Source organism: Synechococcus sp. JA-2-3B'a(2-13) (assembly GCF_000013225.1).
In the GTDB taxonomy this organism is placed as follows: Bacteria; Cyanobacteriota; Cyanobacteriia; order Thermostichales; family Thermostichaceae; genus Thermostichus.
On record NC_007776.1, the window covers coordinates 2,460,760 to 2,481,698 of the forward strand.

The following is a 20,939-nucleotide window of genomic DNA, read 5'->3' on the forward strand; positions in this document are numbered from 1 at the left end:
AACTTTGCGTATTTCTGCCTGCTACAAGGCTTAGCTAGGCCGCCGAGAAGCCCCGCCCTCTCTCGCTTTAGCGGCGCGGAGCGCTTTGCATCAGCATGAGTGCGGGAGTATGTCACGGCATGAGCCTTTGGTTCCATCAGTGTAAGTGGGGAGCTGAGGAGCGATCCATAAGCCCGTGGGGGCGGGGGCAGTCCAAATGTCCGAAGAGACGGGTACTGCTGCTGTGGCGAGGTAGGCTAAAACAGGAAGTGCGGCTGGCGTTCACGTAGTGTTGCCAACCTGCGCCAGTAACAGGAGTCCCCCACTTCTGAGCTTGAGGATCCTGTCAAAGACTGTAGATCTGCCCATCCATGAGCAGATGGGTGATGCCTTTCTTTTGCAGTTGGGTGCGCACAATCTCCAGAATGTAGCCGGGAAACTGGATTACCCGGTAGGGTGGGTAGGTGTTGCTGCCCCGACGGCTCATTTCGGAAAAGCGACGGGCCACCTTGTGGTTGTCGAAAATGGGCAGCGTATTGGCGTTGTCGATCCCTTCGATGGGCAGGGATCCCGAGCCAAAGAATTCTTTGAGAGGGCGGGTGGTCAGTTCTTGGTAGCGGTCAACAACGACATAGCAGGTTTCCGGTAGGGTGAGCTCTTCCAGGGGTAATACCTGAATTTGATAGCCGGGATCGGTGAGGGGATCCTTTTCTGGCCCATCTTCATCTTCTAGGAGATAGTCAGGGTCGTCCTCATCCTCGTCTTCGAGGTCACGGTCTTCTTCGGTCTCTTCCTCATCCTCTTCCCCGACATCCTCCACATCTTCCTGAAGCTCAGCCGCCAACTGCAGTTCTTCTGGGGGCAGTTCTGTCAGAGACTCCGTTCCAGCAGTGTTATCCTCGCCTTCCTCGTTTGCGTTCGGCTCTGCGGGGGGCTCCGGCAAGGGAGATGGAGAAGGCAACTCCGGTTCCAGCGGCAAGATCTGCTGCTCCAAGGCTGGGATCCTGCCAACAACAGCTTTTTCCCCCATGTCTTTGCGGCGGGCAGCCGAGCGTTTGAGATGGATCAACCGCTGGTACTCATCGGCGGCGATATTTTCCTTCAACACGCGGGTGATGGTGGTGATGCTCACCTGAAATTGCTCCGCCAATTCGACGGCGGTCGCTGCCGAGCCGCGGTAGGCGCTAACAATTTGCTGTTGTTCTTGCTCTGAAAGTTTGCTGCGAGCCATCCCAGGTCACCCAATCTAGAAATTGAAAGAAATAGGCAGTGGTGAAGAGGATCTCTAGCCAGCGGCGGTTGCCCCGCACACCCGGCTGAGGCCGGCAGCCAGCTGTTCCGGCTCCAGCCCCTTGCCGATCAACACAATTTTGGACAAGCGGGGCTCCTCGGGATCCCAGTCCCGTTCCAGAAAAAGGGTTTGCCGCTGGCCCACCTGATGAAAGATAACCCGCTGCGGCTCATCCACAACCCACAGCACCCCCTTGGCGCGAAAAAGGGTCTCGGGCATGTCTTGTAGCCAATCGCGAAAAGCCGCCAAATCCAGCGGCTGCTGCAGTTGAAAGCTCACCGATTGGATCCCGTCTTCCTCGAGGTGATGGCTATGGTGGGCCTCAGTCTCTGCATTGGGGAGCCTGGGATCCCACAATTCTGGGCGGAAGGCATGCACATCCAAGATGCGGGCCAGAGGCACCTGGGCATGGGTAGTGAGCAGGCAAGGGGCGGCGGGGTTGTAGCGGCGCAGATCCAGGAGGATCCGCTCTCGTTCGGCTTCGTCGATCAAATCCACCTTATTGAGCAACAAAATGTCAGCGCTGCCGATCTGGTGGGCGGCGGTTTGCGAGCGCTGGAAATTGCGCCAGTATTCGGCCCCATCCACCAACGTCACCACGCCATCCAGGCGCAACTCCTCATGAAAGACCCTCTGCACAAATAGCTCGGTCACCTGCCTGGGATCCGCCACGCCGCTGGTTTCCACCACCAGATAGTCCAACGCCTGGGCATGCTGGAGCAGCTGGCGGGCCGCCCGTTCAAAATCCTCTCGCACCGTGCAGCAGAGGCAACCATTGTTGAGCTGCATCAGCCCCCCCTCGGGCATGTTGACCAACTCGCCATCGATGGAAATCTCGCCAAACTCGTTGAGGATAACCCCAATGCGCAACCCATGCTCCTCTTCCAAGATGCGCTTGAGCAGCGTGGTTTTGCCACTGCCCAAAAAACCTGTCAAAATCGTCACCGGAAGCTGAGCTTTCATATCAGGTGAGGCTGAACTGACAAGCGGCCAACAAACCCTTCTCTCAAGTTCCCCAGAAGCTCTACTAGCTTAGCTTTAGGGTTGGCTCTCCAGGATCTGGACAAGGGGGAACGACCGCTCCCACCCAAATTAGATCCTCTAACCCATCAACTAGTTATCCAACTATTTATTTATTAATGTCATTAATGTCCTCTGGGCGTTGGGGCAGACTCTCTCCTGAGGATCCCTGGGGACGAATGAGCTCGATCGGTAGGCCATCGGGATCGGCGATGAACGCCACTTCATAGACCTGGCCCCCAATTTGCTGGAGCTGGGGCGGCAGCAGCAGGGTAAGGGGCACTTGCGCTCGCAAATGTTCTAGGTAGTTGGCCAGGGATCCCCATTCGGGGCCCACCTCAAAAGCGGGGTGATAGTAGCCCACATAGTGGGGATCCCCAAAGGGATCCGGGGCAGGATGGGGCTGCGGCACTTGCATCAGCTCCAAACGCCCCCAGGGGCCGCGCATCCAGCAGGCCAGCGTGATCCCGGCAGTAAAGCGTTCTTCCACCGCAAAGCCCAGCCCCTCGTAAAAAGCGATGGAGCGGAAGATATCGGCGGTGCGAATGGAAAAATGGTGTAGTTTCATCGTCCTGCAAAGCAGCCAGATGGGGCCAGACCGCTCGGATCATCGCCGATGACGGCTGGTCAAGCGCAGGTAGACTTGCTACGCTCCAGAAAAGTAGGCTGTCTATCTTAAGCACCTCTTGCAGTGTATGCTGGCCCGCCCAATCCTTGGGGCGGGAAATGCGACAACCTAAGCCGATTGCTGCCAACCTCAATTATGCCTAAGCTGGTCATTGTCGAATCTCCCACCAAAGCCCGTACCATCCGTGGGTTCTTGCCTGCGGGGTATGAGGTTCAGGCCTCGATGGGACATGTGCGGGATCTTCCCGATTCGGCATCTGAAATTCCAGAAGAATTGAAAGGAGAAGAGTGGAGCCGCCTGGGGGTCAATGTCCACGCCGACTTTGAGCCCCTCTACGTCATCCCCAAGGACAAAAGAAAGGTGGTCAAGGAGCTGAAGGAAGCGCTCAAGAAGGCGGACGAGCTGATCCTGGCCACCGACGAAGACCGCGAAGGGGAAAGCATTAGCTGGCACTTGCAGCAGGTGCTGCAACCCAAAGTGCCCACCCGCCGCATGGTGTTCCACGAGATTACCCGCGAGGCCATTCAGGAGGCGCTGCAAAACTGCCGTGAGGTGGATGAACAACTGGTGCGTGCCCAGGAGACCCGCCGCATCTTGGATCGCCTGGTGGGCTATACCCTGTCGCCGCTGCTGTGGAAAAAAATTGCCCCCAAACTCTCGGCAGGGCGGGTGCAGTCGGTGGCGGTCAAGCTTTTGGTGGATCGAGAGCGGGAGCGGCGCGCCTTCAGAAAAGCCTCCTACTGGGATCTCAAAGCGGAGCTGCAGCCCAAAACGACCGTCGCCGGCCAGCAGGCTGTCTTTCCAGCAGAGCTGGTGAGCTTGGGTGGCAAACGCCTGGCCAATGGGCAAGACTTCGATCCCAGCACCGGCCAGCTCATTGCCGGGCGGGATGTGGTGTTGTTGGATCAGGCCCAGGCCGAGGCCCTGCGGGATCGCTTGCTGGGAAAAGCCTGGATCGTCAGCTCTGTGGAAGAGCGCCCCTCCACCCGCAAACCTGCCCCTCCCTTTACCACCTCCACCCTGCAGCAGGAGGCCAACCGCAAGCTGCACCTGTCGGCCCAGCAGACGATGCGCATTGCCCAAAAGCTCTACGAAGAGGGCTACATCACCTACATGCGCACCGATTCGGTCCACCTGTCGGAGCAGGCCATCCGCGCTGCCCGCGCCTGCGTGGAGTCGATGTACGGCAGAGAATATCTCAGCCCCGAGCCCCGTCAGTACACCACCAAAACCAAAGGGGCGCAAGAAGCCCACGAGGCCATTCGTCCTGCTGGATCAGAGTTTCGCCTGCCCAGCCAAACCCCCCTCTCCGGCCAGGAGCTGGCCCTCTACGACCTGATCTGGAAGCGCACCGTCGCCAGCCAAATGGCTGAGGCGCGGCAGACCTACACCATCGTACTCATCGCCGTAGACGATGCGGTGTTCCGGGCCAGCGGCAAGCGCATCGATTTTCCCGGCTTTTTCCGCGCCTATGTGGAGGGATCCGACGACCCAGAGGCGGCTTTGGAAGATCGGGAGGTGCATCTGCCTCTGTTGCGGCAGGGGGATCCCCTCCGCTGCCAGAAGCTGGAACCCGTTGCCCACGAAACCCAGCCCCCGGCCCGATATACGGAAGCCTCCTTGGTCAAGGTGTTGGAAAGTGAGGGCATTGGCCGCCCCAGCACCTACGCCACCATCTTGAATACGATCATGAGCCGTGGCTACGTCAGGCCGATGGGAAGTGCCCTCGTGCCCACCTACACGGCTTTTGCAGTCACCGAGCTACTGGAAAAATACTTTCCCAACCTGGTGAATACCCGCTTCACCGCCGAGATGGAGCAAACGCTGGACGACATTGCTTCTGGACAGGCGGAGTGGTTGCCCTATCTGCGCCATTTCTTCTTGGGCGAGCAGGGTCTCGAGGGACAGGTGAAGGCGCGCGAGCTGGAAATTGATTCCGGCCTGGCCCGCTCCATCCATCTGGAGAACCTGCCTGTCAAGATCGGCATTGGCCCCTATGGCCCCTATGTGGCGGTCGAAACCGAGTCCGGAGAGGTGCGCGCCAACCTGCCGGAGGATATTCCCCCCGCCGATCTGAGCGCAGAACACATCGCGGAGCTGATCCAGCGGAAGCAGGAAGGCCCCAAGCCCATTGCCTTTCACCCGGAAACCCAAGAGCCCATCTACGTGATCCCGCAGGGCCCCTATGGCCCCTATGTGCAGTTGGGGGAAGTTTCTGAGGACAACAAAAAACCCAAGCGCACCTCTCTGCCCAAAGGGCTGAAACCGGATCAGGTTACGCCAGAGATCGCCTTGGGGTTGCTGAGCTTGCCCCGCACCTTGGGGGAACACCCGGAATCGGGGAAAAAAGTGCAGGCCGGCATTGGCCGCTTCGGCCCCTACGTGGTCTGCGATGGCGATTTTCGCTCTCTGCCCGCCGATGAGGATGTGCTGACCATCAGCCTGGAGCGGGCGCTGGAGTTGTTGGCCCAGCCCAAGAAAAGCCGTGGGCGCGCCTCGGCCAAGCCGCTGCGGGAGCTGGGATCCCATCCTGAGGATGGTGAGCCGGTCAATCTGCACGACGGCCCCTACGGGCTGTATGTCAAACATGGCAAGGTCAATGCCTCTTTGCCCAAAGGGATCCCTGCCGAAGCGGTTACCCTGGAAATGGCTCTGCAGGTGCTGGCCGAAAAGGAAGGCTCTTCTGCAGAGGTCAAGGGGAAAAGCCGCTCGACCGGCAAAGCGGGCTCCTCGGTCAGTAAAACCCAAGCCAAAACTGCCTCCAGCAGCCATACAGCCCAGCAGGCCGGAAATGCTGTGCCGCAGAAGCGGCGTAAAGCGCAAACCACTTCCACTGGCAGCGGGATGGCCAAAGAGCCGCAAGCCCAAGCGAATGGGTCAGCCCAGGTGGGATCCCGTCCCACTATTGTGAGGATCACGCCCAAAGCTCGCGCCTGAAGTCAGCTTTTCTGCCACAGCCCAAGGTCGCCTGCTCAGGGTGGCTTAGGGGTTAGCCATGTAACAGTTTTGCTGACGACACAACTGCTTCAAGGGCCGCAAGCAGCGGCCACGGCGGCTTCCTGATTGGCAATGCAACCCATTGCTTCTGCAAACGGCAAGGGATCCTGCTGCTGGCGCTTGGGAATCTGGGCGTGTTCCAGCTCACTGCAGTAGCAGTAGGCAGGATGGCGACGATGGGGGTGTGCAAGGGACACGGGAGTAAATGAGAGTTGGAGTCGGGGCCAACAGCCTTCAGCTCAACGTTATCACCTGGGTGCCGGGGAAGTAGTGATTGAGAATTTGCGGCGCTGTGTAGCCCTTCTCGGCCAAGCCACGGGATCCCCACTGACACAGTCCCACCCCATGCCCGGCTCCGCGATAGGTAAAAAGGTACACTTCCTGCTGGCCGGCCTTTGGCTGGAGACGTTCCCACGTGAAGCGGTTGCTGGGGAGGATCCCCCAACCCAGGGTTTGGCCAAGGCGCAGCACAAACTCTTGGCCAGTCAACAGTTGGGATCCAACGCGGATGCGCAGGGGGCGACCCCAGGGATCCGACTGCACAATCTCCAGATCGCCGTTGCCCAAGGCTGGCTCCAACTCCCGTCGGCTGAGCCGGACGCTGTGAGGGCCATAGAAGGGAGAGGCGCGACACCCGTCACAGATCACCCCTTGTAGGTAGGGGCGGGCGGGTGGGGCAAAAATATCCTGGTTGGCACTGGTGTGACCGCCGCAGGTGGAGTGAAACAGAACCTCTATCGGCTGGCCGGCATGGGTTAGGATCTGCCCTCGGGTTGCCCGCACCGCAGCAGTGGTCGCCGCCGTCTCATAGGCCAGGCCACCATAGAACTGGTGGGCGGTGGAGTCTTGCAATGGCCTTATCGGGGCAGAGGGCCATTCTCTTCTGGGGCCGGGGCACAGATGGGGAACGGCCAAGGTACGGGCCAAGATGGCTTGCGCCTGCAAGGCGGCAGCTGGCCAATCGGCGGGCATTTCGCTGGGCACCAAAGCCAGCAGATAGTCTTCCAACTTCACCCAATTCACCAGATGCAGGCGACCTAAACCCTTGGGACGAATCTGTACCCAGCCCCGATAGCGACGCTCCTCCCCTGCGAGGGAGCGCAGAGCTCCCCCCTGTAGCCAAAGGGATCCCTGGTAGCGACGAGGATGTCCCGGCCCGGTCAGCAGGAGCTCTTGGCGGCGAACCTGTAACTTCCAGGTGCCTGTTGGAAAAGGCTGCTGATTCAAAACAAAAGGGCCCATCAGCTCCAACTCGACCAAGGGATCCGCACTCCAGCGGCTGAACAGCTCCACGGCCAGCCAATCTCCGCGCCCGGACGTTTGGGCCTGCCGAGAGCCTCCCCAAACAGCCCACAGGGATCCCAGCACCATCGCCCCCAACTGTCGTCGCCGCATAGGCCCCATCCGGGCATCCTCTATCGATAGACCATTCCCCCAGAAATACTGTCAAGATGAGCTGGCCAGCAAAGGATTGTATCCCAGTTGCTGGGTAAGCCGGGCGCGGGCCAATTCCCGATATTCCCAAAAGTGTTCTCCTGCAGCGCAGAGGCCCAAATACAAGTTCAGCAGGCTGGGCTTGCGCCGCCAAATCGTCCATAGCTGCCGCCAAAATTGGGCGCGGATTTCGGGATGAAGGATCCCTTGCCGCCAGATGAGTTGTAGAAGCAGGTGGATCCCTTTGCGAAGGGGCAGCTTCATCATTTGCCGTCGGCCATCTTTGATGCCGATATTCAGGCACTGTTGCAGGCAGCGAGATAAATATCGCGCAGGATCATACAGTTTCCAAAAACTTTCCAGATACTCTCGGGCAATCTCCGATAGAGAACGGGTGGGAATGAAATTCATCAGCGTATTTTGATCGCCGAACTCAGTCACGCCGATCCCTTCCAGCAACCGTTCCTCTTTCTTCAAGCGATTCCAGAGTTGCGTGTTTGGCAAAGCCTGTAAAATGCCCAGCATCGGCTGAGGAATACCGGTTTGCTCGACAAAAGCCTGGATGCGATCCCCTGCTCCTGGCCGCTCTCCATCAAAGCCCAGAATAAACCCAGCATAGATCAGCAGTCCAGCATCGTTGATCTTGCGACAGGCCTCCACCAAAGGGTGGCGGGTATTCTGGAGCTTTTGGGTCATCTGTAGGCTGTCTTGGTCTGGAGTCTCAATGCCCAAAAAGACCGCATAGAAACCCGCCTCTACCATTAACCTCATCAGTTCTTCGTCTTCGGCCAGGTTAACCGAAGCCTCTGTCATAAAGGTAAATGGGTAATTGCGCTTTTGGCTCCAAGGGATCAGCTCTCGCAAAAATCGCTTGACGTTGCGCTGATTGCCGATAAAATTGTCATCCACTACAAATACCGAACCCCGCCAGCCCAAGTCATAGAGGGCCTGTAGCTCAGCTAGCATTTGACTTGGCTCTTTGGTTCTTGGCTTGCGTCCGTAAAGAGAGATGATATCGCAAAACTCACAATTAAAGGGGCAACCTTGTGAAAACTGGACTGACATCATGAAGTATTGATCCATGGGCAGCAGATCAAACCTTGGCAAAGGACTTTGGGTTACATCCGGTTTTTCCGCAGCCCGAAAAATGCCCGACTCTTGCCCAGCTTCTAGAGCCTTGACAAAGGCCGGTATGGTCACTTCCCCTTCATCCAAAACCAAATAGTGAGCACCAGATTCCAGGGCATCCTGTGGCACAGAAGTTGGATAGGGTCCGCCCACAGCTACTTTTTTGCCCAACTGCACCGCTTTGCGAATGAGGGCGTGGAAATCCTGCTTCTGCACCAACATGGCTGACAAGATCACCAGATCGCACCACTGCCAATCGGCTTCTGTTTCATCAGCTACATTGCGATCCACAAAGCGAATCTCCCAGTGTTGGGGCAGCAAAGCAGCAACGGTGATCAAGCCAAGAGGTGGCATTAGCGCTTTTAGCCCCACCATCTTAATGGTGCGATTGTAAGACCAGAATGATTGAGGAAAACGCGGATAGAGCAGCAACGCCTTCATACCAACCAGCTCCTGAGTTGCAGATCGACCAACTTGATCCCCTACTGGTTTCCCATCGATTTGCTAGGCTTAGATAAAGCAGCCACAGATCAAACGCCTGCTCGCAATATCCTGCTGATGTTAGCCATTGGCAGATCTTGTGCAGGCTATCTGTGGAGAATCCTATGGTTCTGCGGCAAAAACTTAGCGGGCAGGGCCAATGGAGTAAAGCTTATCGGGATCCCTTAAAGTTGGTTTTGGTTATCGTCGGGCTGAGTGTTGACGTTCCCCTAGCGTACCCCCTGCAATCTTGAACCAAACCCTGCCCTCTCACGGCTGGGGACGAAGTCAGTTCGGCGCACCTTGCTCAAAAACCTGCTGAACCAAGCCGCTGACGATGGAAAGTACAATTGCGCCGATAAACGCCCAGCCGAAATTATCGATGTTGAAAGCATTCCCGGCCAGCTTATCGGCAATGGCTAGACAAATGCCGTTCAAAATCAGCCAAAACAAACCCAGGGTAAGAACCGTAATCGGCAGGGTGATCAGCCGGAGAATCGGCCTAACCAAACCATTGACCAGACCAATGGCCAGAGCCGCCACCAAAGCCCCGCCAAACCCGGAGACGTGGATCCCGGGCAAAAGCCAAGCCAGGATCATTACACTCAAGGCTGACATCAGCCAGGTGGCCAAAAGAGTTGCCATGCTCCCTCCTCTGCCCTGATGGGGCCGCGATTTTGCCCTCTATGCTAGCTGATCTCCTCAGGGATCCCTTGCGCAGAAACCTCTTCAGGGCTGTAAGTTTGCAGGGCCAAAGCATGAATGCTCCGCCCCATGTGTTCCGCCAGAGCGGCATACACCAGGCGATGTCGCTGTAGGGTCGTTTTGCCGACAAACAGAGGCGACACCACTTGAACTCGGTAGTGCCCTCCTGTCCCGCCCCCGTGGCCGATGTGAAGGTGGGACTCATCCTCCACCTGCACATGAAGAGCCTGCAGCTTCTCCATCAGGTGCTGCCGAAGGTAGTCGGGGGTAAGCATGGCAACCCCTCTGGATGAGATGGGATCCCTTAAGATTGAGCCGTGGCCTTAGCAAAGGCTGCCTCGACCAGCGGACGCAGCTCGTTGCGGGCGTGCATCTCTTGGATGATGTCGCAACCGCCCACAAACTCCCCATCAATATAAATCTGCGGGATAGTAGGCCAGTTGGAAAACTCTTTAATCCCCTGGCGGATCTCAGGATCCTCGAGTACGTTAATCGCCGTGTAGGGGAAGCCCAAACTATCCAGCACACGAACGGCGGCATAGGAAAACCCACATTGGGGCATTTCCGGGGTGCCCTTCATGTAGATGAGCACCTTGTGGGTGCGGATTTGCTCACGGATTTTCTCTTCCAAAAGGGGATCCAGCATGGTGTTCAGCCACTATAGCGACAACAGTCGATAGGCAAACTGGCATCCTATCGAGATCTCATTTTCGTCTACTTTTAACATGCTCGACACTTTTCCCGCGGTTGGGCCGAGAGATTCTCTCATAGACTCTGTTCTACGGACGCCACCAGCAAGCCCCATTGCCCAGGGCTGGCCCAAGCCCCCAACCTATCCAGGCAGCGACCCCAGGATCCATGTTAATTTCTACACCAACATGGTTAGCGACAGGGTCGGCGACAAACCTCAAACCCTGATTCTTCCGTTGACCCGGTCGATCCCGCTCTGGGCAAGGGTTTCAGGCCCCTCGGCGGAGAAAAATAAGGGGAAATTGCAGCCGTTCGCGCCAGCGGGACGGAGTCCTTAAACGAGACCCTGTCGATCTAGGCCCCTGGATCCCGCTCTGGGCAAGGGTTATAATCGGGGGGAGTCGCTTCCCTTCGGGGAAGTGGAATTAATGGAAACGCTGTAATTAAATTTCAACCCATGAAGTTTTTTGAAAAATACCTTACCGTTTGGGTCTCGCTATGCATTGCTGCAGGCATTGGTCTTGGGAAAATACTGGGGAATTCTGTTTCGGTGCTTGAAAGCTGGCAGATATATACCATCAACATTCCGGTAGCGGTGTTGGTTTGGATGATGATCTACCCGATGATGGTACAGATTGATTTTTCATCGATAGGCGGTGTTTCAAAAAATTGGAAAGGGCTGGCGCTGACAGTTACTGTAAACTGGCTGATCAAACCTTTCACCATGGCATTGTTTGGATGGATTTTCTTTAAAAATCTGTATGCTACCTGGATCACTCCGGAAGATGCAGACCAGTACCTGGCAGGCGCCATTCTGCTGGGTGCCGCACCCTGCACAGCCATGGTGTTTGTGTGGAGTTATTTGGTAAGAGGCGATGCCAATTATACGTTAATACAAGTTTCAGTCAACGATCTTATTCTGCCGGTTGCATTTGTACCCATTGTAAAATGGCTGCTGGGAGTAACCAACATACAGATACCGTATGAACTACTGATTACTTCGGTGGTTGTTTTTGTTGTTATACCGCTAACTACGGGTTATCTGACCAATCGGATATTGCTTCAACGAAAAGGAAAGGATTGGTTTGAACAAAAATTTCTTCCGGCACTTCGTCCTGTTTCCATACTAGCATTGCTTTCAACCCTGGTTTTACTCTTTGCCTTTCAGGGCGAACACATACTGGATCATCCATACACCATTTTGTTGATAGCCATACCACTGACCATTCAAACCTACTTCATATTCTTTATAACCTGGCTGGGTGGAAAATTGCTCCGTTTATCACATCCGGTTTGTGCACCGGCTGCGATGATTGGTGCCAGTAATTTTTTTGAACTCGCAGTTGCCGTGGCCATATCACTTTTTGGTCTTAATTCAGGTGCGTCGTTAGCCACGGTGGTTGGTGTACTCATAGAAGTACCCATCATGTTATCGTTGGTAGCCATCGCTAACAGTTGGAGGTATTAAATGAAAAAAATCTTGGTTTTATGCACAGGTAATAGCTGCCGTAGTCAAATGGTACATGGTTATTTAGAAAATCTGTTACAAGGTAAAGCTCATATTTACAGTGCCGGTATTGAGATACATGGCGTAAATCCGAGAGCCATACAAATCATGAAGGAAGATGGAATTGATATCAGTCATCATACCAGCAACCATGTAAATGAATACTTAAACATACCCTTTGATTACATCATCACGGTATGTGATCATGCCAGAGAAAACTGTCCGTACATACCAGGTAATTCCATTCGCATACATCATAGTTTTTCTGATCCTGACAAAGCAACCGGAAGTGAAGAAGAAATTATGCATGCATTTCGTATGGTTCGAAATGAGATACGCACATTCTGCGAAGAATTTTCAAAGACTATCATTGCTTAATCCTAGTAAGAAAACACAAACAAAAAAGCCCCGTAACCGGGGCTTTCTGATTTATTTTACAACCATGATGCGTTGTGTTATCGCTTGTTTTCCGTCAGATATTCTAAGAAGATAAATTCCAGAAGACAATCCGTCTGTGATCAAAGTTATTTGCTGCTGAGATGGAGCAATGGTAAATTGCTGCAACACCTGACCCAGTGTTGTCATCAGTTCTCCTTTCAACGGTTCGGCAGAAGCCAATTGCAGAGCAATGGTAATCATATCAGTAGCCGGATTGGGATACACCAAAAAGTTGGAGGTATTCATCACTTCATCCAGCGAAGAACAGTTAAGTACTGTAACCGATGCAGTGGCAGTTGCTGTACATCCGTTAGTAGCTGTGGCTGTAACGGTATAGGTAGTAGTGGATGCAGGGCTTACATTGATGGAAGCAGTATTAGCACCTGTATTCCAAGTAAAACTATTACCACCAGAAGCAGTAAGATTTACAGAGCTTCCCTGACAAATAGTACCGCCACCACTTATAGTAGGTGTGGGCAAAGGATTCACCACAATACTGGCTGTTGCCGTGTTTGTTCCGTTTAAATTGCTAGCTGTTAATGTTACAGTATATGTCCCCGCTGAATTAAATGTTACAGTAGGACTGGCAGCCGTACTTGTTGAAGGAGTTCCGCCGGGGAAGGACCAGCTATAGGAAGTAGCATTGGTAGATGTATTGGTAAATGTAATACTTTGCCCTGCACAGATGTTAGTTGATGAAACATTAAAAGAAGCGCTTGGTGGTGTATTGGTTGCAGCACTAATGTTTATATCATCCAGATAAGTAACATTTCCCCATCCACTTCGCAATTGGAATCTGATTCCGGCGGCGGTTTGAGAAGCATACGGGCTTAAATCTATTGTCTTGGTTGCCCATTGTGATGGGGTAGGTACAAATGCAGTGGTCATATCAGGTGCTGTAGCCAATGGACTCGGGCCTGTATTATTACCATAAGATGCTAATCGTATCCAAGTATTGCCACAATCAGTGGTGATACTTACTATTAATGAATCAGTCGCTTCCCTTCGGGGAAGTGGAATTAATGGAAACTGGAAGGTGGAGAGGGGAGAGATGACGGATCGAGTGGTTGCTTCCCTTCGGGGAAGTGGAATTAATGGAAAAATTAATGGAAACAAACCAAGTGATCCCCTTTCACTTCCAGCCAGTGCCCACCTGGATAATCGGGGCTACGGCTGCCTCGGTCTGCTTTTAAGAGCTGGATCCCGGCTTCTACCTGTTCAAAGGTGGGGTGGTGGGGCAACACCAGGGACAAAAACTGGAACATTACCTGCCGCTGCAGAGCCAAGGGGGCAGCCCGCAAGGGATCCCGTCGCAGCCCTGGCAAAGCGGGCTCATATACCTGTGGCCATAGCTGAGCTGCTTGAGCTACCACCAGCTCATGTTCTGCTTGCAGCAGTGTGGCAGCCCGATTCAGGGCCGCTTCCAGTTGCGGGTTGAAGTGCTGTTTCAAGTAAGGCATCACCTCCAGGCGGAGACGGTTGCGGCCATGGGCCAGATCTTGGTTGCTGCGATCCGGCCAGACCGGCAATTGGTGCTGCTGGCAAAATTGTTCGGTTTCCCAACGGTATAGACCCAGCAGGGGTCGCACCACCTGGGCAGAGGTGGGATCCCGGTCGTCTAGGTGCCGCTGCCAATCCAGGCTGCTCAGCCCGGCGGCTCCTGTCCCTCGCAGCAAGTTCCATAAAAATGTCTCGGCCCGGTCGCTGGCCGTATGCCCCATCACCACGGCGCTGCAGTCCCAGGTGCGGGCCCATTTCTCCAGTTGTTGGTAGCGCCAAGCCCTGGCCCCTGCTTCGTCTCGGCGGATGGGATCCGCAGTCTCAACGGCATGAGGTAGTCCCTGCTGCTGCAGCCACCCCTGCAAAAAGCGGGCACACTCCGTTTCATCTGCCGACCAGCGGTGATCACAATGCAGAACAAATATCTGCCAGCCCCAGCGAGGCTGCAAATCCCGCAAGATCTGGAGCAGGCAAAAAGAATCTTGCCCGCCCGAAAAAGCCACCAGCAGTCGCTGGCCAGGGTGAAGAAGTTGCTGCTGCCGAATGGCGCACTGTACCCGCAGGTGGAGAGGAGAGAGCCTGGCCACAGCTTGTTATTGCTCAGGTGCAACCCAGACCCTGCCTGCCTTCATGGGATCCCTTAGGCAAGAGCTCGGGTCAGATGAGAGGCCACCGCCTGCACAGCAGCAATGCTGCGCTCGTAGGCCATTCGGGTCGGCCCCAGCAAGGTGACCGTACCCAGAGGAGCCGAGCGACGGTGGTAAGTGGAGGCGATAACCGTGCAGTGGTGCAGAGACTCCAGTGGATTCTCGCTGCCAATGTAGATGATCACCGGGGTCTTGCGGGCAGACTGTCCTGACTCTTGATCCATCTCCGTTGAGCTCGGCAGAGGAGGCAGATACGCCAACTGCGGATCACCCCCATCGGCAAAATGGAGCCCAATCATCCCCTGAAGTTGCTTGGCTCCCTCCTCGATCAACTGCATCACTGCCTGCACCTGCCGGGCCTGGGAAAACTCCGGCTGACGCATCAACTCGGCCATACCGGCACTGAACACCTGCCCCAGAGAGGGCTGTAGACAGCGTTGCACCACCGAGCGCAGCAGTTGCTGGAGCCAATGGCCGTAGGTACGAAATTCTTCATCCAGTTTCAGCCAGCTCAGATCCTGCAACTCGGCAAAGGTTTTGCCCCGCAGCTTCAGGGTGAGAAAGTTGCTGAGCAATTGCAATTCATCTTCCAAATCCTCTCGGGAGTCGCTGGGCCAGTCGGGGGGGCTGACCAGAGCTGAATGGGTTTGATAGGAGTCGGTTACCACCAACACCATCACCCGCCCTGGCGCTACCGACACCAACTGCACATGATGAATGGCTACCACCGGCCCCTGAGGAGGAGTAATGAGAGCAATGCAACCGCTCAGATGGGCCAAAAGCTGAGCTACCCTTTGCAGGAGGCTGTCTAGGTCGTCTCCCAGCTCACGGCCAAGCTGATCCATCAACTGTTGCAGAGCGGGATGGGGATCCGGCTGAGGAGCATCGTGGGGGATCCCACCGCTGTTGGCAGAGGTCAACAAATCGTTGACATAAACCCGATAGCCAAAGTCGGAAGGAACCCGTCCGGCGGAGGTGTGAGGCTGAAACAGCAATCCCACTTGCTCAAGGGTGGCCAAGTCGTTGCGAATGGTGGCCGTGCTTACCCCAAAGTTGTAGGACTGGGCCAAGGTTTTGGAACCGACAGGTTCAGCTGTAGCAATGTAGCTACGCACTGTCGCCCAGAGAATCTTCCGCTGGCGGGGAGTCAGTTCGAGTTTCATAGCCGATCAAAAGAACCCAGTCAACGCCTATCAAAGGAAACTGTTAATACAGAGCCGGTAAATTGCTCCAGGATAAACCAACTCAGAGCTGAGATAGGAATCCAGACAGACTTTTACATCTTCTAATCTATATGCATCTATTGTTACTCTTTATATAGCGGGTTGCCTAGGAAGGAAGTTGCAAAACCCGATGTCGGAAGAGGTTGAGACTGCTGCTTGTGCAGGAGAGAGTGAAATCTCTTGTAGCCTGGGCTCCCCTTTTTTGCCCAGAGGTGGTAGAAGATGAACTACGGCTAGCCACCTTGTTGCGTAGCAACAGTCCGCTGCGCCAAGACTGGGGATTTCTGCGCATGAGTTCGGTCAACTCTAGGCCAACTGGGCCTGCTGCTGTCCTCTTTGTATCCTTTTTTATCTTTGAGGTTGCCCCATGTACTTATCCCCCCAGGAGAAAGACAAGTTGTTGATCTACCTGGCTGCCCAGTTGGCTCGGGATCGGCGGCAGCGGGGCCTCAAACTCAATTACCCTGAGGCGGTGGCCTACTTGAGCGCAGCAGTCTTGGAAGGGGCGCGGGAGGGGAAAACAGTCGCCCAATTGATGAGCGAGGGGCTGACGTGGCTGACCCGCGAGGACGTAATGCCCGGGATCCCAGAGATGATCCCGGAAATTCAAGTGGAGGCTACTTTCCCCGACGGAACCAAGCTGGTTACCCTACACCATCCCATTCGCTAGGGATCCCCCAGATGCTCCAAAGACCCAGAGACTTCAGGAGGTCGTCCCCATGGCTCGCCAATCCAGAACCAACCCTGCTGCCAACGCAGAGCCGGCCCTGATCCCAGGGGAACTGTTGCTGGCAGAGGATCCCATCCAAGCCAACGTCGGACGGGCCACCGTGACCCTGGAGGTTACCAACCGAGGGGATCGGCCCATTCAGGTGGGATCCCATTTTCACTTTTTTGAGGTGAACCGAGCCCTGGTTTTCGATCGCGCCGCCAGCTTTGGCATGCGCCTCAACATCCCTTCCGGCAATGCGGTGCGTTTTGAGCCAGGCCAAACCCATCGGGTGACGCTGGTGGCTTTGGGGGGCAAGGGGTTGGTGCATGGCTTCAATCGGCTCACGGAGGGTACGGTACGCTCTGCCGCCCAAAAGCGGCTGGCCCTGGCCCGATTGCAGGAGTGGATGGGTCAAGCAGCCAATCCCTAGGGAGTACCGCCCCCCCCAAGTGTGCAGCTTTGGGCAGCCGTGCCAAGGTTCAACCCCATCCCCGTCTCTGCTCAGATTCAGGACAGTAGGGCTATCCTATTTCTCCTCTAGGAGCTGACAGATGTCAGAGCGCGAGACTGTCTTGTGGATGTGGGTGCAAGGCTTGGGGCTAAATCTTTCTGGGTTGGCGCTGTTGGCAGCAGCAGGCGCCGCCTTTGGGCCTCTCAGTTGGACAGGTGCAACGGTGGCGGTGATGTTGAAGCTCATTGGGGATAGCCAACTGGTGCGGGGCTACTGGCTCTGGCAAAGCCAGCGGCAACAGAAGGGATCCCAGCCCGTCAGCTCAGCAGCGGCAGTGCTCCACAGTCAAGCTTGAGACATTGCCCGGCACTTGTCCGGTCTCCGACTCGAGAATGCCAACGCGACCACCCCTACTCCCTTCTGGCACTGGCAAGCCTCACTGTACAAGCCTCACTGTAAATGAGCCACGGTCACTCCAGTACCGCCGTCTTCGGGATCAGCGGCTGAAAAACGCTGAACGCGCGGGTGATTTTGGAGATAAGCCTGGACGCCGGCTTTCAGGCGCCCTGTGCCGTGGCCGTGGATGATCCAAACCGGGCCGGGAGGAGCTTGGGCAAAGTGCTGTTCCAGAATGGCCTCAGCATCAGCAACGGTTTTCCCCCTCAGATCGAGGGTGTTCTGGCTGGTGCGCAGGTTCAGGGGAGCGGTGGCTGCAGGGGAGGGAGGTGGGGCTTTGGGGCGTTGGCGTTGCTTAGCCTGGTGTTCGTCAATGGGATCCAACTGCCCCCGTGGCACTGTGAATTTGAGGATGCCGCTGCGCACCACATACACATCCCCTTCGATGGCGATCACTTCCCCCGTCTGACCCAAGCCTCTCAGCCGCACCCGATCTCCCACCTCTGGCACAAACTCCATATCCACGGGCGGCGGTGGGGGAGAGTAGCGCTGCTGGATTTGCGCCAGCTCGGCAGTAATGCGTTGGGGATCCTCTCCCTGCTGCAATCTGCGGATGGCGGCAGCCACTTCCTGACGGGCAGCAGCCAACAGGGCTTGCAGTTCTTGGTTTTGCTTCTGCTCCAGCCGGGCTTCTCGCTCGGCGATTTGGCGGCTACGCTGTTGCATTTGTTGATATAGGCTCTCCAGCTCTCGATGCAGGGATCCCACCTGGGCCGCCCGCTCTTCCAATTGAGCCCGCTGCGCTTCCAGGCCGGCAATGACCCTATCCACCTGGCTTTCCCCTTGCAGGTGCCGCTGGGCCCGCCGCAGAATCTCTGGATCCAACTGCAGCCGTTGGGCAATGGCCAAGGCGTTGGAGCGGCCTGGGATCCCCCACAAGAGGCGATAGGTGGGGGCCAGGGTGACCTCGTCGAACTCCACCGAGGCATTTTCAAAGCAGGGATGTTGGTATTTCAGGGCCTTTAGCTCGCCGTAGTGGGTGGTAGCCAGGGTGAGCAGTGCCCTTTCCGAGAGGTACTCCAATAGCCCAGCCGCCAGGGCAGCGCCTTCGGTGGGATCCGTGCCCGCCCCCACCTCATCCAACAGGACAAGGGCCGGCTCCGGAGCAGACTGCAGGGCCTGCACGATGCGGCTGATGCGGCGGATGTGCCCCGAAAAGGTGGAGAGATTTTGTTGCAGCGACTGCTCGTCCCCAATGTCGGCGTAAACCCCGTCGAACCAAGGCAGCTGGGGCGGATCCTGAGCCGGCAGGAAGATCCCCGCCTTGGCCATGAGCACCAGCAGGCCCAGGGTTTTCAGGGCAACGGTTTTGCCGCCGGTGTTGGGGCCGGTGATAACCACGACACGAATGGAGTCCGCGAGGGTGAAGTCGATAGGGACAACGGCAGAGCCTTGACCCTCCGAAGGGGCGGCGGCGCGGGACTGCCAGAGCAGCAGGGGGTGCTTGGCCTGACGCAGGCGCAATCCTGCCGAGACAAACTGGGGACGATTGCCCTCCAGCCAGAGGCTGTAGCGACCCCGAGCCAGAGCCACATCCAACCCCACCATCACCCCCTGCAGATGCTCCAGATCGGTGGCCACGGCTGCCACCTGAGCCGAGAGCGCGGCTAAGATCCGCTCTTCCTCCGCCTGAATCTGAACTTGGGTTTCTCGCCAGCGGTTGCCCAGTTCCACCACGGCGTAGGGCTCCACATAGAGGGTGGCCCCACTGGCAGAGCTGTCATGCACAATGCCGCGGATGAGATCCCGATGGGTGGCCTTGACCATCAGGACAAACCGCCCCTGCCGCTGGCCAATCAGGGTATCCTGCAGCGCCTGGGGATACTGGCTCATCAATTGTTGCAGCTGCTCTTGGATCTGGCTGCGTTGCCGCCGCTGCTGCTGGCGCAGATCCGCAAGGGTAGGGCTGGCGCTGTCCCGCACCTCGCCATGTTCCTCCAGGCAGCGGAAGATCTCCTGCTCCAGCTCCGGGTAGGTGCGCAGGGTGCTCACCCAAGTTTGCAAGCGTGGCAGATGGTCGTGGTCGTCGATCAGGCGGCGGATGCGGCGGGCTGCCCCCAGAGTTGTAGCGATCTGCACCAGCTCTTCCCCGCTCAGGATCCCCCCCCGTTCGGCCCGTTCCAAAGCCGGCAGCAAGTTGTGGATCCCTGCCATAGAAAGTCCCCCGGCCTGTGTGCGATCGAGGCGGATCGCCTCTTCCGTCTGCTCAAGGTAGGCTTCGCTGTCGGCGCGGCTCTGCCAGGGATCCAGCTCCAAGCAGGCGCGGCGGCCCAAGGGTGTGGCCGCAAAGGTGGCCAAGTGCTGACAAAGGCGGGGCCACTCCAGCAATTCCAAGGTTTCTTGCCGTTCGCCTTGGCAGGCCGTAGGCCTTGGGGAGGGATCGGGCTTGGAGAAGACTGGCAGCGGGTGCAAGGTGGGGACGGTGGGCATTAACCATTCAGCGATGCAAGGAACCCTGGAGACGCAGTTGCTTCATCTCTTGCAAAAACTGCTGTTGATACTTGAGGAAGGCAGTGTGCCACTCGCGGAAGCGACGTTCGCCATCCCGCACCAGCATCTGGCGGTACTGCTCTGAGTTGAGACGGGGCTGAGCAAAAGATGGGTTCATAGGGATCGGGGACGCTCTCCATCCTATTGTGGCAGGCTCTGGGTCGGCTTCCACAGATAGCTTTTGGTGAGAGGGGCACGCTGATAATGGCGCCGTTGTCTCACGCGCTGCCTCTGGTGATCTTCCCAAGAAGCTGAGCTCACCGAAAAACTGGGTTCAAAGCCCCGCCCTACCGCTGTGGGGTTCGCCTTGGGTGTCCTGTGGAGGGTGGAAGTGAGCTGCATTCACGGCCAAACTGAACCTCACAAGCCTGCCATACTGAAGGAAGTTGCTGCACTCAAAACACTCAAGATCCGTGCGCAAACGAGTCACCCTCATTTTCCCCCGCCATTTGGTGAATGTGCCTCTCACCTATCGGTTGGCCAAAGACTTCGATGTGGCTGCCAATATCGTGCGCGCCAGGGTAGCCCCCAACGAAGTGGGTACTTTGGTGGTGGAGCTGTCGGGGGATATCGACCAGGTGGAAGCAGGATTGGAATGGGTACAGTCTTTGGGCATTGAGGTGACTGAACGGGCCAAGGAAATTCAAATCGACCCAGACTTGTGCGTGGACTGTGGATTGTGTACGGGAGTTTGCCCAACCGAGGCCTTGAAGATTTCTGCTCCCAACTGGAAGCTGGAGTTCTCTCGCAACCGCTGTGTCATGTGCGAACAGTGTGTTGCCACCTGCCCCGTTGGGGCGATCAGCACCAGTTTGTAGTCAGTTGGCCGAGTTACCGACTTCCTTCAGCCGACAAATCTCTTCACAATGCCGTTAACAATGCTGTTAGACTTGTTGGACACAGGTCAAATAGCTGCAGGACGCACTCGACATGGCTTCTACTCCATCGTTGATCGGGTTAACTTATGCCGGTTTGGCTGTTCTCTATCTGCTGGTGCTGCCTCTGTTGTCTCTGCTGTACGTGGACAAACGCTGGACTTCAGGCAGTGCTTGGGAAAAGGTGCTGATGTTTTTCTTGGTCTTGTTTTTCTTTCCCGGCATGGTGCTCTTGGCTCCCTTCATGACGTTTCGGCCCAAGCCCCGGTCGCTGTAAGGTCAGCCGTT

At 56.3% G+C, this 20,939-nt stretch carries 22 protein-coding genes; 8 read left to right on the plus strand and 14 right to left on the minus strand.

Annotated features, from left to right (window positions below):
* Nucleotides 1–325: 325 nt before the first annotated feature.
* The 3 genes from CYB_RS15200 to CYB_RS11225 all read right to left on the minus strand — a co-directional run bounded on the left by CYB_RS15200 (nt 326) and on the right by CYB_RS11225 (nt 2,858).
* The gene (locus tag CYB_RS15200) at nt 326–1,210 is read right to left on the minus strand and encodes a hypothetical protein (RefSeq protein WP_011433922.1); all 885 of its coding nucleotides are present in this window, start codon (nt 1,208–1,210) and stop codon (nt 326–328) included.
* Between the two features lie 54 nt (nt 1,211–1,264).
* Entirely contained in the window at nt 1,265–2,233 is a 969-nt protein-coding gene (locus CYB_RS11220; protein WP_011433924.1) for a CobW family GTP-binding protein, read from the minus strand.
* A 166-nt stretch (nt 2,234–2,399) separates the two neighbouring features.
* A complete protein-coding gene (locus CYB_RS11225) occupies nt 2,400–2,858 on the minus strand; it encodes a VOC family protein (protein ID WP_011433925.1) in 459 nt (152 codons plus the stop codon).
* 195 nt (nt 2,859–3,053) lie between these two features.
* Between CYB_RS11225 and topA the strand changes: the two genes are divergently transcribed.
* Nucleotides 3,054–5,855 (plus strand): type I DNA topoisomerase, encoded by a 2,802-nt coding sequence (gene topA, locus CYB_RS11230; RefSeq protein WP_011433926.1) that lies wholly within the window; start codon nt 3,054–3,056, stop codon nt 5,853–5,855.
* An 89-nt stretch (nt 5,856–5,944) separates the two neighbouring features.
* On the opposite strand, the gene CYB_RS15205 is transcribed toward topA, so the two are convergent.
* The 6 genes from CYB_RS15205 to grxD form a co-directional block, all read right to left on the minus strand.
* The gene (locus CYB_RS15205; protein ID WP_011433927.1) at nt 5,945–6,112 is read right to left on the minus strand and encodes a hypothetical protein; all 168 of its coding nucleotides are present in this window, start codon (nt 6,110–6,112) and stop codon (nt 5,945–5,947) included.
* Nucleotides 6,113–6,149: 37 nt separating this feature from the next.
* Entirely contained in the window at nt 6,150–7,310 is a 1,161-nt protein-coding gene (locus tag CYB_RS11235) for a SpoIID/LytB domain-containing protein (RefSeq protein ID WP_011433928.1), read from the minus strand.
* A gap of 51 nt (nt 7,311–7,361) precedes the next feature.
* On the minus strand, nt 7,362–8,918 hold the full coding sequence (locus CYB_RS11240) for a B12-binding domain-containing radical SAM protein (protein WP_011433929.1): 1,557 nt from the start codon (nt 8,916–8,918) through the stop codon (nt 7,362–7,364).
* 327 nt (nt 8,919–9,245) lie between these two features.
* Nucleotides 9,246–9,602, minus strand: a complete 357-nt coding sequence (locus tag CYB_RS11245) for a phage holin family protein (protein WP_011433930.1) — start codon at nt 9,600–9,602, stop codon at nt 9,246–9,248.
* A 44-nt stretch (nt 9,603–9,646) separates the two neighbouring features.
* The gene (locus CYB_RS11250; RefSeq protein ID WP_011433931.1) at nt 9,647–9,937 is read right to left on the minus strand and encodes a BolA family protein; all 291 of its coding nucleotides are present in this window, start codon (nt 9,935–9,937) and stop codon (nt 9,647–9,649) included.
* 29 nt (nt 9,938–9,966) lie between these two features.
* Nucleotides 9,967–10,305, minus strand: coding sequence for a Grx4 family monothiol glutaredoxin (grxD, locus tag CYB_RS11255; protein WP_041437553.1), 339 nt, complete (start codon nt 10,303–10,305; stop codon nt 9,967–9,969).
* 504 nt (nt 10,306–10,809) lie between these two features.
* Between grxD and arsB the strand changes: the two genes are divergently transcribed.
* Entirely contained in the window at nt 10,810–11,820 is a 1,011-nt protein-coding gene (gene arsB, locus CYB_RS11260; protein ID WP_011433933.1) for an ACR3 family arsenite efflux transporter, read from the plus strand.
* Entirely contained in the window at nt 11,821–12,237 is a 417-nt protein-coding gene (locus CYB_RS14415) for an arsenate reductase ArsC (protein ID WP_011433934.1), read from the plus strand.
* Nucleotides 12,238–12,288: 51 nt separating this feature from the next.
* On the opposite strand, the gene CYB_RS14420 is transcribed toward CYB_RS14415, so the two are convergent.
* The 3 genes from CYB_RS14420 to CYB_RS11275 all read right to left on the minus strand — a co-directional run bounded on the left by CYB_RS14420 (nt 12,289) and on the right by CYB_RS11275 (nt 15,607).
* The gene (locus CYB_RS14420; RefSeq protein WP_083757659.1) at nt 12,289–13,185 is read right to left on the minus strand and encodes a T9SS type A sorting domain-containing protein; all 897 of its coding nucleotides are present in this window, start codon (nt 13,183–13,185) and stop codon (nt 12,289–12,291) included.
* A gap of 215 nt (nt 13,186–13,400) precedes the next feature.
* The gene (tilS, locus tag CYB_RS11270) at nt 13,401–14,384 is read right to left on the minus strand and encodes a tRNA lysidine(34) synthetase TilS (RefSeq protein WP_011433936.1); all 984 of its coding nucleotides are present in this window, start codon (nt 14,382–14,384) and stop codon (nt 13,401–13,403) included.
* A 53-nt stretch (nt 14,385–14,437) separates the two neighbouring features.
* On the minus strand, nt 14,438–15,607 hold the full coding sequence (locus CYB_RS11275; RefSeq protein WP_011433937.1) for an HrcA family transcriptional regulator: 1,170 nt from the start codon (nt 15,605–15,607) through the stop codon (nt 14,438–14,440).
* A 427-nt stretch (nt 15,608–16,034) separates the two neighbouring features.
* Here CYB_RS11275 and CYB_RS11280 point away from each other — a divergent pair, with 427 nt between their 5' ends.
* The 3 genes from CYB_RS11280 (at nt 16,035) to CYB_RS11290 (ending at nt 17,185) form a co-directional block, all read left to right on the plus strand.
* Complete coding sequence (locus CYB_RS11280; protein WP_011433938.1) at nt 16,035–16,337, plus strand: urease subunit gamma; 303 nt, start codon at nt 16,035–16,037, stop codon at nt 16,335–16,337.
* Between the two features lie 97 nt (nt 16,338–16,434).
* Nucleotides 16,435–16,809 carry an urease subunit beta gene (locus CYB_RS11285; protein WP_041437555.1) on the plus strand — a complete coding sequence of 125 codons (375 nt, stop codon included), beginning with the start codon at nt 16,435–16,437 and terminating at the stop codon, nt 16,807–16,809.
* A 121-nt stretch (nt 16,810–16,930) separates the two neighbouring features.
* A complete protein-coding gene (locus CYB_RS11290; RefSeq protein ID WP_011433939.1) occupies nt 16,931–17,185 on the plus strand; it encodes a hypothetical protein in 255 nt (84 codons plus the stop codon).
* Nucleotides 17,186–17,280: 95 nt separating this feature from the next.
* On the opposite strand, the gene CYB_RS11295 is transcribed toward CYB_RS11290, so the two are convergent.
* Nucleotides 17,281–19,716, minus strand: coding sequence for an endonuclease MutS2 (locus tag CYB_RS11295; RefSeq protein ID WP_083757661.1), 2,436 nt, complete (start codon nt 19,714–19,716; stop codon nt 17,281–17,283).
* Nucleotides 19,717–19,723: 7 nt separating this feature from the next.
* Nucleotides 19,724–19,894, minus strand: a complete 171-nt coding sequence (locus CYB_RS15210; protein ID WP_187147233.1) for a hypothetical protein — start codon at nt 19,892–19,894, stop codon at nt 19,724–19,726.
* Nucleotides 19,895–20,189: 295 nt separating this feature from the next.
* On the opposite strand from CYB_RS15210, the gene CYB_RS11300 reads away from it, so the two are divergent.
* The gene (locus CYB_RS11300) at nt 20,190–20,594 is read left to right on the plus strand and encodes an NIL domain-containing protein (protein ID WP_011433941.1); all 405 of its coding nucleotides are present in this window, start codon (nt 20,190–20,192) and stop codon (nt 20,592–20,594) included.
* Between the two features lie 112 nt (nt 20,595–20,706).
* On the plus strand, nt 20,707–20,928 hold the full coding sequence (gene ndhL, locus CYB_RS11305) for an NAD(P)H-quinone oxidoreductase subunit L (protein WP_011433942.1): 222 nt from the start codon (nt 20,707–20,709) through the stop codon (nt 20,926–20,928).
* Nucleotides 20,929–20,939 lie beyond the last annotated feature (11 nt).